Origin of the sequence: Clostridium cadaveris (assembly GCF_020911725.1) — a bacterium.
GTDB classification, from domain to species: Bacteria; Bacillota; Clostridia; order Clostridiales; family Clostridiaceae; genus Clostridium_X; species Clostridium_X cadaveris.
In genome coordinates this window covers 200,001-215,120 of sequence record NZ_CP076620.1, presented here as the reverse complement: position 1 = coordinate 215,120, position 15,120 = coordinate 200,001, and the positions used below count along the sequence as shown (strand labels likewise).

Genomic DNA, 15,120 nt, shown 5'->3' with positions numbered 1-15,120 from the left:
ATTAGTCAAAATTTCATAGGACATTTTCTTATTTATAATATGCTTTAGTAGCTTCAAATATCAGCGATATATTTTCATCCCTATCTTGAGGTCCACCTTTAGCCATTGTTACAATCATAGACATTAGAAAAAACATAAGCTTATCATCAATATGTTTATATTTACTGAAAGTAGGCTTTTTTTCAACTCCCTTAAATATCTTTTTTATGCTTTCATGTATGAATTCCTCTACATACTTAAATTCCTTATCTCCTTCTAAGCTTCCTCTCATCATCGTATTTCCTATTCCTTGCCTATTGTACACGTCATCGTATAATATCTCTATAGCCTTATGTATATAATTGTTACTATCAATTTGAGTATCAATCTTCTCAAGTTTTTTAAATGTATCTTTCCAACTCTCAAGAACTACCGCAAGGTATAGCTCTTTCTTATTTGGATAATAATTATACAAAGTTCCCACTGCAATATCACATTCAGCGGCTAAAGTCTTCATATCTACATTATCATACCCTTTTGAGCAAAACAATTCTTCTGCCTTTTCAAAAATTAAATGGTCTACATCATTTAATATCTTGGGCACATAATCACCTCATTATTGTTTTTAATCCATTAAATTATATCACATATTATCTATTCCGGTTAGTAATTTTTACATTTTCATCCTTTTTAGCTTTTACGGAAACAAATGGATTGTCTTTTATATAGAATCTCCACGGAAAGTCTATGGCCTCTTCTGCATAATCTATGCCTATTCTCTTGCATTGAACTATTTCATAGTTTTCATTATTAAATCCATCTTCTACTACATATAGTTCATTCCCATTTATCAAATCTTTTGTATTCATATTTTTATCAATTTTTAATGCTATACAAAGTTTTGATGGTCCTGATGTAAGATTAACTACCTGTTTTCTTGTAAGCTCCTCGTAAGGTTTTTTATATCTGTTTTCACTCATATATTCTATTCCATCAATAGGTTCTACAGCTCTTATGAGAACTCCTTGAGCATCGCCCTCTACAGAATTTATTATATTAAAACAATGATATAACCCATATATAAAATAAACATACGCTACTCCGCCTTCCATATATAGCGGCTTTACTCTTTCGGTAATCTTTCCTCCGTAAGCATGTGAAGCTTTATCTATTTTTCCTATATAGCTTTCCGTTTCAACTATTTTAGAAACAAGGATTTTCCCTTCATATTTCCTCACAAGAAGCTTGCCTAAAAGCTCTCTTGCCACAATTGTTCCTTCTCGAAGAAAGAAATCTTTAGGAAGTCTCTCCATAGTTGATAAATCGATCATCATCACCACTCCCGAACTTTTATATCTTTAAACTTAAAGAATACATATCATTCTTCTGAAGCCTTTCTATAAATCAATTATTTAAAAAAATTAATACTATTATTCACTTATATTCATAAGCTCTTTTATAACTTCACCCGCAAGTATCATTCCTGCTACAGGAGGTACAAAAGAAATGCTTCCAGGTATTTGACGCTTTGCTGCACACTTCTTTGTAGATTCTCCAGTACATACACATCCTTCCTTACAGGTAACTACATCTTCCGATTTTGGCTTTAAAGGCATTTCTTCTGAATATACAACCTTAAGTTTTTTTACGTTTCTTCTCTTAAGCTCTCTTCTCATCACCTTTGCTAGAGGGCATACAGAAGTTTTATATATGTCACTTACCTTAAACATAGTTGGATCAAGTTTGTTTCCTGTGCCCATAGAGCTTATAAGTCTTATTCCATTATCCTCACACCAAACTGCAAGCGCTATCTTTGATGAAACAGTATCTATGGCATCTATTACGTAATCCACATCCTCAGTGACTATAGCACCTATGTTTTCTGCAGTTACAAAGGTTTGATGAGCTATTACTTCGCATTTTCTATTTATCTCTAGAATTCTTTCCTTCATAACCTGTACTTTAGGTTGACTTATGGTTTTATAAGTAGCATGAATCTGTCTGTTTAAGTTTGTCAAGCATACAGTATCATCATCAACTAAAACAAGGCTTCCAACTCCTGCTCTTGCCAATGCTTCTACTGCAAAGCTTCCAACTCCGCCTATTCCAAATATTACAACCCTTTTATTTTTTAAATTATTTAAAGCCTCTTTTCCAATTAATAATTCAGTTCTTGATAATGAATGCTGTAACATATACTTTATTCGCCCTTTCTACATTAATTTATCTTTTTATTATAATATACCACATAGAAAACTTATATATAAATTATTAGATGTTTGTTATAATAATATATATTAATATTTATGGATAATTGGAGGTACGATATGGTACTAGGTATAATTGCCGCAATGGAAGAAGAACTTCAGCCTTTATTAGGTGAAATGAAAGCTGAAACAACAAGAACAATAGCTCATATGACATTTCATGAGGGTTATATTTTAAACAAAAAAGTAGTAGCAGTAATTTCTGGAATAGGTAAAGTTAATTCCGCTATATGCGCTCAAATACTTATCACAACTTTTGGTGCTACAAAAGTTATAAATGTAGGAGTCGCTGGTGGCGTTGGAGATTCTATCGCTCCTGGAGATGTTGTCATAGCTGATTCTTTAATTCAACATGACATGAACTCTACAGCTTTCGGATATCCTCATGGTCAAATTCCAAGACTATCTACATTTGATTTCAAATGTGATCCTGAATTAATATCTCTTGCTAAAAAGGCAATAGAAAATTCAAGTAACTTCAACTCTTTTATAGGAACTATAGTTACAGGTGATGAGTTTGTTGCAAATGTAGATAAGATAAGATGGCTAAAGGATTCATTTAATGCATTAGCATGCGAAATGGAGGGCGGAAGCATAGCTCAAGCCTGCTATTTAAATGATACTCCATGTGTTGTTATAAGATCAATTTCTGATAATGCAAACACTGGAGCTCACATGGATTATGAAAAATTTAAGCCTATAGCTGTTGAGAATTCAACTGCTATACTAAAGAGCATAATTTCAAATATTTAATTATAAATAAAATATTATATTAAAAAGAGTAGTAGCTATTTTTGCGTAAAAACAAAACTATCTGCTACTCTTTTATAGGTAAAATTCTATTTATACTTGTGAATAAAACAAGGGAGGTTAACATATGAAAGCTGAAACTTCTAATCTACATACATATGCATCTTGTCCAGGAGAATTAACTTTATCTAATCAAAAATTAAAACAATTAAGACCTGATCTATATGGTATTTTAGGTCTAATTTGCAAAGCAAAGGATAAGTACTGTTTAGGCTTTACAAAGATTGAAAAAATAAAGGCACATATTTATTATGGAGACAGCCAACCTGCAGTAGTAATATCTCTAAAACCATTAATTGTTGCAGCATATTCTGAGGATTTAGACTGTATTTTGCCCCTTAAATTTCCAAATAAATTCGTTAAAAATTATAAGTTGAAAGAAAAATCAAGACTTTTAACAATTAATATTTATAGTGAAATAAAAGATCTTGCCAAAGATATAATTTTAGGTAAAAATCACTCAGGTTTATGGGGTAATTTTTCTCCCATTATTGCAGAGTTTGTATCTAACGATAAAAATTTAATAGAAAAAAACAAAAAAATATTTAATGAAGATTTGTGGGAATATGTTTATAAATTAGGATTAGAATATCTAGAGTTATATCCAAATACATATAGAGATGGCAGACCCCTTATTGCGTTTATACCAATAAAGGAAATCTACTAAAATTTTGTTTTTGTATAGCATATCTAATAAATATATCTTCTAAAAGAATATGCACATATATAAACTAAGTTGAAGAGATACTAACCCTCTTCAACTAATTTCTTACCTAAAACTAATTCCTGAGCTCTTACGAATCTCGTCTATCATTTCCATTTCCATCAGTGAGTATTTATTATGTTCTTCTGCACTTTCTGCACTTTCTATAAGACGAATAAACTCTTTCACCTCATAATACATGTTGTGTTCATGCTTTTCTATCATGACTACTTCTCTTTTACCACTTCTAAAATATAATTCAATAACATCAGTATTTGGTATCTCTTTTATTATCATACTTCCAAGCTCTCCTTGTATTTGACTTGGAAGATAAGAAGTTGTTATTTTTGAGTATTGAAGCTCAGCCAGCATGCCATCATACTCTGCAATAACCGTTCCCATTCCTTCCATACCATTATGAAGAAAAACACTTTTTGAGATTATGTTATTCGGCATTCCAAATAATTTTACTAAAGGATGTACGCAATAAACCCCTATATCCATCAGTGCAGAGTTTGAAAGCTTGGGATTAAAAGCATTTAATATAATACCATCTTTGAATTTATCATATCTAGAAGAGTATTGGCAAAAATTAAATGTAACTCTTCTTATACTTCCAAGCTGTGGAAGTAACTCTTGAATCTTTGCAAATCCAGGATCAAACACAGGTCTCATGGCTTCCAGTAAAATCACATTATTACTCTTTGCTACTTCTAACATTGATTTCAACTCTTCTAAATCAGAGGAAACTGGCTTTTCACATAAAACGTGTTTTCCATAATTCATCATCATTATTGACTGAGAACAGTGAAAACTATTTGGACTTGCTATATAAACAGCATCAAAAGAATCTGATGCTGCAAATTCTTCTAATGAAGTATAAACAATGCTAGCCCCATGTTTTTCAGCAAATTTTCTTCCTGTGTTTTCACTTCTTGAGTATACTGCTGTAAGTTGAAATCCCGCTACATCTTTTGCTGAAATTATAAATTCATCACTTATCTTGTTCGTCCCAATTATTCCAAATCTAATCATATATCTTCCCCCTATAGAAATTTAAAACTTATACTCTTTTATACTATTATAAATATAAGCTACATATTTTTATATAAAAAAGAGAAGAGTTTTACTTCATGACTTCTATCCTATAAAAGAAATCAAAATCTACTCTTCTCTTTTTATTAAGTTTTATTTATAGTTCGGTTTTTAAATATTTCATTGTGGGAGTAATTAAATATTTATTTTTATGTCCTAGTCTCTTCCTAAGATTTTATTGATCTCATTCTTGTAAGCGTCTGCTTTAACTCCGAAAATTGCTTGTATTCCGTTTCCAACTTCCATAACTCCAGTAGCACCTAAAGATTTTAAGTCTGCCTTATTAACCTTAGTCTTATCTTTAACTTCTACTCTAAGTCTTGTTATGCATGCATCAACACTTACTATGTTTTCTTCTCCACCTAAAGCTTCTAATACTGCTGGAGATTTCTCAACTATTTCACCCTTTGAAGACTTAACTTCTTGATAATCAGCCTTTGTGAATAACTTAGTATCTTCTTCATTTTCATCTCTTCCTGGAGTCTTTAAATTGAATTTCTTAATCATAAATGTGAATAAGAAATAGTAAACTACTGCATATACCGCACCTACTGCTAGAACCATGAACCATCTAGTTGGTACTCCTGCACCTGCTGGAAGTAATCCAAATAAACTGAAGTCGATAAATCCACCTGAGAATGTCATTCCAATAAATACGCGGAAGATATCCATAAGCATGAATGATAATCCTGCTAATACACAGTGAACTCCATAAAGTACTGGAGCAACGAATAAGAATGTGAATTCTAATGGTTCAGTTATACCAGTTAAGAATGAAGTTACTGCTGCTGCTAATAATAAAGATCCAACTTGCTTTCTCTTAGATGGAGCTGCACATTTGTACATCGCAAATGCTGCTGCTGGAAGACCAAACATCATGAATGGGAACTTACCAGCCATGAATCTTGTAGTACCGCTTACTATAGTAGACATAGTCTCTGGAGATGCTCCAACAAGGTTTGTCATACTTGATAATTGAGCGAAATATGCAGTGTTTGCACCTGCTATTGTCTGCCATGAGCCGCCTATTAATACATTTGCATCAACAAATGATCCAAACCAGAATGGAGTATAGAATACATGGTGTAATCCAAATGGAATTAATGCTCTTTCAATAACTCCATAGAAGAAAGTTCCTATAAATCCTGCATTTCTAACAAGGTCTGCTATATATCCTATTCCATTTTGAACTATTGGCCAAGCGAAAGCAAGAACTGCTCCTACTAAAGCCATAACTACTGATGTTATTATAGGTACAAATCTTGAACCTGAAAAGAAACCTATAACTTGTGGTAATTGAATCTCATGATATTTGTCATGTAATATTGCTGTAATTATACCTGTTATAATTCCGCCGAAAACTGACATATTTAATGTGAATATACCTAAGTTTGTTGTAACGTAAGTTCCAAATTCACCAACATTACTTGGAGTAACAGTTCCTAATTGGGTTACACCAAGTCCTAATAAAGTTGAAATAACTTGATTCATTACTATAAATCCAAATACTGATGCTAAAGCTGCTGTTCCTTTATCTTTCTTTGCAAGTCCAACTGCAACTCCTACAGCAAATAGTAGTGGAAGGTTACCAAATATAATATCTCCAATATTCTTCATTACTGTCAATATAGCTGTAACTGCTGGTATATTAACAAAAGCTATTAGTGGTTGATATACTGATGGTGCATCAGCTAAGCCTGCAATTCCTAAAAGAGCTCCACCAACACCAAGTAATATACCTGCTATTGGTAATGCTGCTATTGGCAACATTATAGCTTTACCTATTCTTTGTAAATATTTAAGCATATATTATTCCTCCAAATCATTTTATATTTTGTTTATATAATTTGCATTTATAAGGCTTTTTATCCTAAGCTGGCCAGCTTTAAGTTTAAGAACGCAAAAAAGACCTAAAGATAACATGCATAAACCTATGTTCTCACACAGATTTCAATACTTGCTATTTTTAAGTCTTGCCTGCATTACCAGTAACACCTTATTTTTTCTATGAACTCATAATATCATATAATTTTTATCGTGTAAATGTTTTTATTCGTTTTCATTTTATATTTTTTTAATTATTTTTAAAAATATCCATAACCATACTTTCATATAGTCTTTTTTTGCATTGCCCATTATTATAAAAAGCACAGCTATTACAACTACTGCTCATATAACTATTACTCACAGCACTTGTAAGTCCATTTGGTTCATATCCAGAACAATTTTCAGCCACTAAATACTTAAATTTTTCATCCTTCATTTCCATCAGCTCCACTACAAAATATAATAATATATTGTGTAGTTTTCTTGATTAATATTCAAGTTCTATATCATACATTAGTAGTGGCTTAATATATTCATTTATTCATAATCATCATACTCGTCATCAAATATCAATATAGATTCTGTTTCACTGCAATATTTTGTTATTATGCACTTCCCCATAGTTCTTGGGCATCTTCTGCATAAGCAATCCATTGCTTTAGCATCACATTTATTATTTTTGTAGTCAGGACATACCCTACAGTTATTACTAAGCACCATTTTTTCTTCCTCCAATTGCCTCTTAAATTTATTCGTACCTTTAATTATATCTTTTTCTTTAAACATATAAAATACAATTTCTCTTAAATTTTTATAAATTTTTTATACCTATAAGCTTATTAATATTCTTAATAAAAAAAATTATCAAACGTTTACATTTACCTACTTACAAACGGTTAATTTATACTATATAATATAAATAAGCTTAACTTTAGGAGGTTATTATTATTTATGAGGCGAAAACTTTACCCTTCATATTCGCTATCTATACTTATATTTTCAATTTTCGTCATTTTTGGACTTATAGTAGATGGCCCAATAAATGTATTTAACGGTTTGAAGGAAATCATCTTCAGCCCAGATATTCTTATAACTGATTATGTAGCAATAGGGGGCATAGGTGCTGCCTTCGTTAATGCGGGATTAGTAACCCTATTGTCAATTGCTCTACTTATAATTATAGGTATAAAACCAAATGGTTCTACCCTAATGTCATTATGGCTTATGGCCGGCTTTAGTTTTTTTGGTAAAAATGTATTAAATGTATGGCCAATAATTTTAGGAGTTTGGCTTTATTCAAAATATAAAAAGGAACCTTTTCTTAACTACTCATTAATAGCACTTTTAGGTACATCCCTTGCACCAGCTGTGAGTCAATTAAGTTTCGTAGGTCTTTTTCCTGTTTACGTCTCAATTCCAATGGGATGTGCTATCGGGATTGGCATAGGTTTCATACTTTCACCATTGGCTGCAAACTGTACAAAACTTCATCAAGGATACAATTTGTACAACGTTGGATTTGCCGCTGGACTCTTAGGAACTATGCTGATGGCTATATTTAGAGCTTTAGGAATTACTTTTGAATCAAAATTTATATGGTCAACTGGAAACAACCTGCTTTTTGGTGTATTTTTAATAGTTATATTCTTGATTCTTATAGGCTTTGGAGTTTATGATAATAAAGATGCTTTAAAAAACACTTCAAAAATAACTAAACACAGTGGTAGACTTGTATCTGATTATTATATAATGTATGGTAAAGCCGCTTATATTAATATGGGGATTTTAGGTATACTTTCTACAATTATAGTAATAATTATAGGAGGAGAATTAAATGGTCCTACTATGGGTGGTATTATGACTATCGTAGGTTTTGGGGCCTTTGGTAAACATCCTCTTAACGTAATACCTATAATGATTGGTGCCCTATTATCTTCAGTACTAAATATATGGGGTATAGCATCACCTCAAATGCTTATATCCATGCTTTTCAGTACTACACTAGCTCCTATAGCTGGTCAATTTGGATGGAAGTATGGAATTCTTGCCGGATTCCTGCATGTTTGCACAGTAATGAATACCGGTTATTTGCATGGAGGACTAAACCTTTATAATAACGGTTTAGCAGGAGGCTTTGTTGCCATGACACTTATACCACTAATACATGCATTTAGAAGGGAGCAGACCAATTGACGCACGATAGACAAAAGAATATTCGAATTTTAGATGAATTAACTTCCTATTGCTACTTAAAGGGTGCAGAACACATATCCATTAATTTAGATGTAGACAATGACTTAATAACATTTACTTTAAAATGTTATGTTCCAAATATAACAAAAAACGATATTGATTATCTTGAAACATCTCTAAACGTTCCAAGATGTCATGAGATGGAAGAATATTATTGGGAGCTTACTGGAGATACTGAAGGGGAAAACGAATTATCTCTAGTTGGTATGATGATAGATTCTGTAGATATAATTCTTGAAGAAGATATATTGGTTATAGAAGTGAAAAGGAAAAATAACTAGGAATCATTTAATTTAACTTCTAAATACATTGGATAAAATAAGGGCTAAGGAAATATATTTGATATTTCCTTAGCCTTATTTATGCCTATTTTTACTATCAATATTAATTTTCTAACTTCATTATTTTTAAACCTATTTCATTCCCTTAAAAATATCCCTAAAGCTATTCATATCTTTGTTATTCATAGTTATTTTTATACGTCTTACATTATATATTCCATTGCTTTCTCTAGCATATCCATATCTATTTCCAATGCCCATTTTGTATCCGAGCTTGTCCATAACAGTTATAGTGTCTCCATCATAACTTCCATATGGATACATAATAATTTCAACCTTATTTTTTAATATGCCCTCTATTTTTTCTTTAGATTCTTTTAAATATTTATATTGCTCATCATAATGCAAAAGCTGTAATTTTTTATTGTTCATACTATGCCCTTGAAAGCTTATGCCATCTTCGTACATGGTCTTCATCATAAATTCACTTAAATAAGATTCCTTGTTTATATTATCACTAGAAATAAATACTGTTGCCTTTGCATTATATTTCTTAAGAATTGGATATGCATTAGTAAAAACATCATCATAACCATCTTCAAAGCTTATTACTATAGGTCTTTTAGGCACATTATTTCCTGTAGTAATCATCTCATAGGCTTCTTTTGCACTTAAAAAAGTGTAACCATTCTCATTAAGCCATTCTATATGACTTTCAAAAGTAGCTTTTGATAGAGATAATGGTTCTCCACTGTCATTTATGAAAGAATAACTTAATATAGGAATTTTCACTCCTGAATTTTCTATATAATCTACTGGGGTTCCCCTTAAAATATCACTGCTATTTAATACTATAGCTTCTCCTTCAGTCTTGTTATATTTAGAGATAAGTGTTTCTCTTAGAGTATAGAAACATATTATAGATACTATAGTAATTAAAATTATAATTATGCCCCTTAAAATCTTAGACATATTTTTCTTCAACCTAGCCCCCACCTACTTTCTCACTTTATATCTCTAACTGTTTTGTACATACCTTATATGCTTAAATATTTCATTATTCCAAATACTTGTAAGCTGTAAAACTTTCATCATAACAGCTTTGCCTATATCGTCCTGCTTCATTTCTGATATTGCATTGTTAAGCTTTTCCCATCCTATTCCTTCTACTTCATCAGATTTTTTTATCTCACCTGATTTGTATCTGCATATATATGTAAGCATTATTATCTCCTTAGCCTGTAAGTAGTGACTTCCCAAGTACATCATATCTTCTATTTCAATTCCCGTTTCCTCTAAAACCTCTCTTGAAACTGTCTCTTCAACCGTTTCACCATTAGTTACATATCCTGAAATTAATACTTTTGAATCTTTAAAAATATAACTTTGCTTTAAAAGAAGTACCTCATCACCTTTTACAACAGCTACTATAATACAAGGTTTAGGAGTATCAAAATACATCATATTATCGTGCTCACAATAAGGCACTCCACCTTCATCCCAACTATACTTTTCTACCAATTCTCTTCCGCATATAGGACAATATTTATACTTCATTATTTATCCTCCTAACTATACTAAAGCTTTACAGGAATTCTTTTATATAGAGCGATCTCGTTCATCTCCACTTTGCAACAATAAGCAAATATATCAACCCCATTTTCTTTTGCACTTCTTAATGCTTTACCGAATTCCGGATCCATCTCATCATTAGGCCTAAAATAATCTATATCATCCATCTGTATGACAAATAATACACCTGCACCTCTTCCGCTTTTTTTAACCTCAATAAGTTCAAGAAGGTGTTTAGTTCCTCGTTCCGTAGGTGCATCAGGAAATCGTGTTTCCCTATTGTCTTCTAATGTAACTCCTTTTACCTCAAGATAATACTCATTTTCTGGTGATGCTATAAGCTCATCTTCATCTTGTCTTTCTATGCATAACTTGAAATCAAATCTGCTGTTACCGAAAGTTTTTTCTCTTCGTATATCTCTGTATTCTTTTAAATCCTCAATAACTTCATTTTTAAGAGCTTCTTCTGCTATTTTATTAGGAGCTTGCGAGTCTATGTTTATAAGTCTTTTCCCTTTGTATGCTGCAATTAAACTATATCTAGTTTTTCTATTAGGATTATCTTCTGCTCTTATAAGTACAGTAGCCCCTTCTTTAAGTATTTCTCTGCATCTCCCTGTATTAGGTACATGTACCATCTCTTCAGTTCCATCTATATCAACATATCCTTGAAATCTATTTGGTCTTTTTACAAATTTAGCTGTTCTAACATTTTTATCTATTTTCATAGTTTCTCCATTTTTTTTAATTGCTTCTTAATAGTATTTATTTAAACTATTTTTCTTTTAAATATATTTATCATTATAACACACAACATAGAAGTTTTCATTTCATGTTTTTCCTATAAAACATCATTAAATCTTAAAATTAAATAACTTTTTCTACTTTTTCAACAGGTTTGTCCTAACTTATCAACATTGTCCACATATTTTATCCACAGTTGTGTGTATATTCAAAGATTTTTGTGGACTATATGTATTATCTTAATTATATTTTAGTTCAACTTAATCAATTTCAGAAAACCTTACAATTTATTACCATATATGATCATTGCACTAAATCTTTTTTCTATAAACTTTTTATAAAAAAACGCAAATACATGAACTTTTTAGATAATATCTAATTTAAATTCATGTATTTGCGCTTGCTATATGGTGACTCCTAGGAGATTCGAACTCCTGATGCCACCGTGAGAGGGTGGAGTCTTGACCGCTTGACCAAGGAGCCATATGCAATATTAAGTTTATTTGGAACAATATTCCTCACACTTCAATTATACTACTCACTAATTTGAAGTCAATGATTTTTTTAAGTTTTATAACTAATTTTATCAATAATAAAGAATATATCTATTAATTTCTTCTATAAATATCATTACTTTTGAAATTAAAGTGATCCATATTATATCCAACTAAAAATTTAATTATACTTTGAAAGGGTAATATTCTAAAAAACACTTTCTCATCAGCTCTACTACTTATTAACACAAAAAAGGTAAATGAATTATCATCTACCTTTTATTTATGGTGACTCCTAGGGGAATCGAACCCCTGTTACCACCGTGAAAGGGTGGTGTCTTAACCGCTTGACCAAGGAGCCATTATAACCTGGCGACCACCTACTCTCCCACAGAGCCTCCCCTGCAGTACCATCAGCCGTAATTTGCTTGACCTTCGTGTTCGGAATGGGAACGGGTATTACCAAATTACGCATCATCACCAGATGCTTAGTTTTTCCTAAATCTTCGATTTAGCTGAAAAACTGTACTCCTCACTTCAGTGAGTGAGTTTCCTTTGAAAGAACTTAATTATTCTTTCAAAATTGCACACAGATTTTCTATTTCTATCTTTGTTTTCTTTGATTAAGTCCTCGACCTATTAGTATGAGTCAGCTGAATACATTGCTGCACTTACACCTCTCACCTATCTACCTTGTGTTCTTCAAGGGGTCTTACTAACTTACGTTATGGGAAATCTCATCTTGAGGGGGGCTTCACGCTTAGATGCTTTCAGCGTTTATCCCTTCCCGACTTAGCTACCCAGCTATGCTCCTGGCGGAACAACTGGTGCACCAGAGGTCAGTCCATCCCGGTCCTCTCGTACTAAGGACAGCTCCTCTCAAATTTCCTACGCCCGCGACGGATAGGGACCGAACTGTCTCACGACGTTCTGAACCCAGCTCGCGTGCCGCTTTAATGGGCGAACAGCCCAACCCTTGGGACCTACTTCAGCCCCAGGATGCGACGAGCCGACATCGAGGTGCCAAACCTCCCCGTCGATGTGGACTCTTGGGGGAGATCAGCCTGTTATCCCCGAGGTAGCTTTTATCCGTTGAGCGATGGCCCTCCCACGAGGTACCACCGGATCACTAAGCCCGACTTTCGTCCCTGCTCGACTTGTTGGTCTCGCAGTCAGGCTCCCTTCTGCCTTTGCACTCTTCGAAGGATTTCCGACCCTTCTGAGGGAACCTTTGGGCGCCTCCGTTACTTTTTTGGAGGCGACCGCCCCAGTCAAACTGCCCACCTAACAATGTCCCGTCACCAGCTTCATGGTGCCCGGTTAGAATCCCAGTACTGTCAGGGTGGTATCCCAAGGATGGCTCCATAGGACCTGACGATCCTATTTCTCAGCCTCCCACCTATCCTGTACAGACAATACCGGAACTCAATGCTAAATTGCAGTAAAGCTCTACGGGGTCTTTCCGTCCAATCGCGGGTAGCCAGCATCTTCACTGGCACTACAATTTCGCCGGATTTGCAGTTGAGACAGTGCCCAAGTCATTACGCCATTCGTGCGGGTCAGAACTTACCTGACAAGGAATTTCGCTACCTTAGGACCGTTATAGTTACGGCCGCCGTTTACTGGGGCTTAAGTTCACACCTTCGCCTAAACTAAGTGTTCCCCTTAACCTTCCAGCACCGGGCAGGCGTCAGCCCCTATACATCAGCTTTCGCTTTAGCAGAGACCTGTGTTTTTGCTAAACAGTTGCTTGGGCCTATTCTCTGCGACCATATTTCTATGGCACTCCTTCTCCCGAAGTTACGGAGTCAATTTGCCGAGTTCCTTAACTGCAATTCTTCCGATGGCCTTAGGATTCTCTCCTCACCTACCTGTGTCGGTTTGCGGTACGGGCACTACTTTGCTCCCTAGAGGCTTTTCTTGGCAGCGTGGAATCAGATACTTCGGTGCTTGCACCTTCCCCATCACACCTCAGCATTGTAAAGACGGATTTGCCTATCTTTACTGCCTAAGTGCTTAGACTAACATCCAATAGTTAGCACATCTTATCCTCCTGCGTCACCCCATTGGTCATACGCTTATAGTGGTATCGGAATATCAACCGATTGTCCATCACCTACGCCTTTCGGCCTCGGCTTAGGTCCCGACTAACCCTGAGCGGACGAGCCTTCCTCAGGAAACCTTAGGTTTTCGGCCAGTGAGATTCTCACTCACTTCTCGCTACTTATGCCAGCATTCTCACTCCTATGTCGTCCACTGCTCCTTTCGGTACAACTTCTTCCAACATAGGACGCTCCCCTACCGCGTACATCTAGTGTACACCCATAGCTTCGGTGGTAGATTTTAGCCCCGGACATCTTCGGCGCAGGATCTCTTGACTAGTGAGCTATTACGCACTCTTTAAATGAGTGGCTGCTTCTAAGCCAACATCCTAGTTGTCTTAGAAATCCCACATCCTTTTCCACTTAATCTACACTTTGGGACCTTAGCTGATGGTCTGGGCTGTTTCCCTTTTGACCACGGATCTTATCATTCGTAGTCTGACTGCTGAGATTCAAGTTAGTGGCATTCGGAGTTTGATAAGGTTCAGTAAGCTCTATGCCCCCTAGCCCATTCAGTGCTCTACCTCCACTACTCATTCTCAACGCTAGCCCTAAAGCTATTTCGGGGAGAACCAGCTATCTCCAAGTTCGATTGGAATTTCTCCGCTATCCACAGTTCATCCCATGGTTTTTCAACACCAACGTGGTTCGGTCCTCCACGAAGTTTTACCTTCGCTTCAACCTGACCATGGATAGGTCACCTGGTTTCGGGTCTACAGCATGCAACTTTTCGCCCTTTTAAGACTCGGTTTCCCTTCGGCTCCGGACCTTAAGTCCTTAACCTCGCTACATACCGTAACTCGCTGGCTCGTTCTACAAAAAGCACGTCATCACACATATAAAGTGCTCTGACCGGTTGTAGGCACACGGTTTCAGGTTCTATTTCACTCCCCTCCCGGGGTTCTTTTCACCTTTCCCTCACGGTACTGCTTCACTATCGGTCATCAGGTAGTATTTAGCCTTGGGAGGTGGTCCTCCCTGCTTCCCACAAGG

The 15,120-nt window shown here is 34.6% G+C and carries 14 protein-coding genes, 2 tRNA genes and 2 rRNA genes (1 of these 18 cut by a window edge); 4 read left to right on the top strand and 14 right to left on the bottom strand.

What is annotated here, in order from left to right; all coding sequences use genetic code 11:
* Positions 1-28 precede the first annotated feature (28 nt).
* The 3 genes from KQH81_RS01005 to KQH81_RS00995 form a co-directional block, all read right to left on the bottom strand.
* Positions 29-583, bottom strand: a complete 555-nt coding sequence (locus KQH81_RS01005; protein WP_027639768.1) for a TetR/AcrR family transcriptional regulator — start codon at positions 581-583, stop codon at positions 29-31.
* A 46-nt stretch (positions 584-629) separates the two neighbouring features.
* Complete coding sequence (locus KQH81_RS01000; RefSeq protein ID WP_407647321.1) at positions 630-1,310, bottom strand: DNA-3-methyladenine glycosylase; 681 nt, start codon at positions 1,308-1,310, stop codon at positions 630-632.
* Positions 1,311-1,409: 99 nt separating this feature from the next.
* Positions 1,410-2,174: a tRNA threonylcarbamoyladenosine dehydratase gene (locus tag KQH81_RS00995; protein WP_027639767.1), complete on the bottom strand. Its 765-nt coding sequence runs from the start codon at positions 2,172-2,174 to the stop codon at positions 1,410-1,412.
* Positions 2,175-2,306: 132 nt separating this feature from the next.
* Here KQH81_RS00995 and KQH81_RS00990 point away from each other — a divergent pair, with 132 nt between their 5' ends.
* Together KQH81_RS00990 and KQH81_RS00985 are read left to right on the top strand one after the other, a co-directional pair.
* Positions 2,307-2,999 (top strand): 5'-methylthioadenosine/adenosylhomocysteine nucleosidase, encoded by a 693-nt coding sequence (locus KQH81_RS00990; RefSeq protein ID WP_027639766.1) that lies wholly within the window; start codon positions 2,307-2,309, stop codon positions 2,997-2,999.
* A gap of 124 nt (positions 3,000-3,123) precedes the next feature.
* Complete coding sequence (locus tag KQH81_RS00985; protein ID WP_027639765.1) at positions 3,124-3,723, top strand: hypothetical protein; 600 nt, start codon at positions 3,124-3,126, stop codon at positions 3,721-3,723.
* 102 nt (positions 3,724-3,825) lie between these two features.
* On the opposite strand, the gene KQH81_RS00980 is transcribed toward KQH81_RS00985, so the two are convergent.
* The 4 genes from KQH81_RS00980 to KQH81_RS00965 all read right to left on the bottom strand — a co-directional run bounded on the left by KQH81_RS00980 (position 3,826) and on the right by KQH81_RS00965 (position 7,401).
* The gene (locus KQH81_RS00980) at positions 3,826-4,794 is read right to left on the bottom strand and encodes a Gfo/Idh/MocA family protein (RefSeq protein ID WP_027639764.1); all 969 of its coding nucleotides are present in this window, start codon (positions 4,792-4,794) and stop codon (positions 3,826-3,828) included.
* Between the two features lie 216 nt (positions 4,795-5,010).
* Positions 5,011-6,660: a PTS transporter subunit EIIC gene (locus KQH81_RS00975; protein WP_027639763.1), complete on the bottom strand. Its 1,650-nt coding sequence runs from the start codon at positions 6,658-6,660 to the stop codon at positions 5,011-5,013.
* A gap of 268 nt (positions 6,661-6,928) precedes the next feature.
* Positions 6,929-7,117, bottom strand: coding sequence for a hypothetical protein (locus tag KQH81_RS00970; RefSeq protein WP_051196345.1), 189 nt, complete (start codon positions 7,115-7,117; stop codon positions 6,929-6,931).
* A 101-nt stretch (positions 7,118-7,218) separates the two neighbouring features.
* Positions 7,219-7,401, bottom strand: a complete 183-nt coding sequence (locus tag KQH81_RS00965) for a hypothetical protein (protein WP_027639761.1) — start codon at positions 7,399-7,401, stop codon at positions 7,219-7,221.
* 231 nt (positions 7,402-7,632) lie between these two features.
* Here KQH81_RS00965 and KQH81_RS00960 point away from each other — a divergent pair, with 231 nt between their 5' ends.
* Positions 7,633-8,874 carry a DUF1576 domain-containing protein gene (locus KQH81_RS00960; protein ID WP_027639760.1) on the top strand — a complete coding sequence of 414 codons (1,242 nt, stop codon included), beginning with the start codon at positions 7,633-7,635 and terminating at the stop codon, positions 8,872-8,874.
* On the top strand, positions 8,871-9,215 hold the full coding sequence (locus KQH81_RS00955) for a hypothetical protein (protein ID WP_230028685.1): 345 nt from the start codon (positions 8,871-8,873) through the stop codon (positions 9,213-9,215). The genes KQH81_RS00960 and KQH81_RS00955 overlap by 4 nt, the downstream gene beginning before the upstream one ends.
* Before the next feature lie 132 nt (positions 9,216-9,347).
* On the opposite strand, the gene KQH81_RS00950 is transcribed toward KQH81_RS00955, so the two are convergent.
* The 7 genes from KQH81_RS00950 to KQH81_RS00920 form a co-directional block, all read right to left on the bottom strand.
* Positions 9,348-10,199: a polysaccharide deacetylase family protein gene (locus tag KQH81_RS00950; protein WP_074846639.1), complete on the bottom strand. Its 852-nt coding sequence runs from the start codon at positions 10,197-10,199 to the stop codon at positions 9,348-9,350.
* 33 nt (positions 10,200-10,232) lie between these two features.
* Positions 10,233-10,772, bottom strand: coding sequence for an NAD(+) diphosphatase (locus KQH81_RS00945; protein ID WP_051196344.1), 540 nt, complete (start codon positions 10,770-10,772; stop codon positions 10,233-10,235).
* A gap of 20 nt (positions 10,773-10,792) precedes the next feature.
* Positions 10,793-11,515 (bottom strand): DNA/RNA nuclease SfsA, encoded by a 723-nt coding sequence (gene sfsA, locus KQH81_RS00940; protein ID WP_027639757.1) that lies wholly within the window; start codon positions 11,513-11,515, stop codon positions 10,793-10,795.
* A gap of 424 nt (positions 11,516-11,939) precedes the next feature.
* A tRNA-Glu gene (locus KQH81_RS00935) sits at positions 11,940-12,014 on the bottom strand.
* A 297-nt stretch (positions 12,015-12,311) separates the two neighbouring features.
* Positions 12,312-12,386 (bottom strand) — tRNA-Glu (locus KQH81_RS00930).
* Between the two features lie 6 nt (positions 12,387-12,392).
* Positions 12,393-12,510 (bottom strand): 5S ribosomal RNA (rrf, locus tag KQH81_RS00925).
* Positions 12,511-12,644: 134 nt separating this feature from the next.
* A 23S ribosomal RNA gene (locus tag KQH81_RS00920) occupies positions 12,645-15,120 on the bottom strand; it runs 428 nt beyond the window's last position.

Coding starts and splice junctions, on each gene's coding strand:
- KQH81_RS00990 (WP_027639766.1), top strand. CDS start 2,307: ATGGTACTAGGTATAATTGCCGCAATGGAAGAAGAACTTCAGCCTTTA.
- KQH81_RS00960 (WP_027639760.1), top strand. CDS start 7,633: ATGAGGCGAAAACTTTACCCTTCATATTCGCTATCTATACTTATATTT.
- KQH81_RS00980 (WP_027639764.1), bottom strand. CDS start 4,794: ATGATTAGATTTGGAATAATTGGGACGAACAAGATAAGTGATGAATTT.
- KQH81_RS01000 (WP_407647321.1), bottom strand. CDS start 1,310: ATGATCGATTTATCAACTATGGAGAGACTTCCTAAAGATTTCTTTCTT.
- KQH81_RS00975 (WP_027639763.1), bottom strand. CDS start 6,660: ATGCTTAAATATTTACAAAGAATAGGTAAAGCTATAATGTTGCCAATA.
- sfsA (WP_027639757.1), bottom strand. CDS start 11,515: ATGAAAATAGATAAAAATGTTAGAACAGCTAAATTTGTAAAAAGACCA.
- KQH81_RS00970 (WP_051196345.1), bottom strand. CDS start 7,117: ATGAAGGATGAAAAATTTAAGTATTTAGTGGCTGAAAATTGTTCTGGA.
- KQH81_RS00965 (WP_027639761.1), bottom strand. CDS start 7,401: ATGGTGCTTAGTAATAACTGTAGGGTATGTCCTGACTACAAAAATAAT.
- KQH81_RS00945 (WP_051196344.1), bottom strand. CDS start 10,772: ATGAAGTATAAATATTGTCCTATATGCGGAAGAGAATTGGTAGAAAAG.
- KQH81_RS00995 (WP_027639767.1), bottom strand. CDS start 2,174: ATGTTACAGCATTCATTATCAAGAACTGAATTATTAATTGGAAAAGAG.
- KQH81_RS00985 (WP_027639765.1), top strand. CDS start 3,124: ATGAAAGCTGAAACTTCTAATCTACATACATATGCATCTTGTCCAGGA.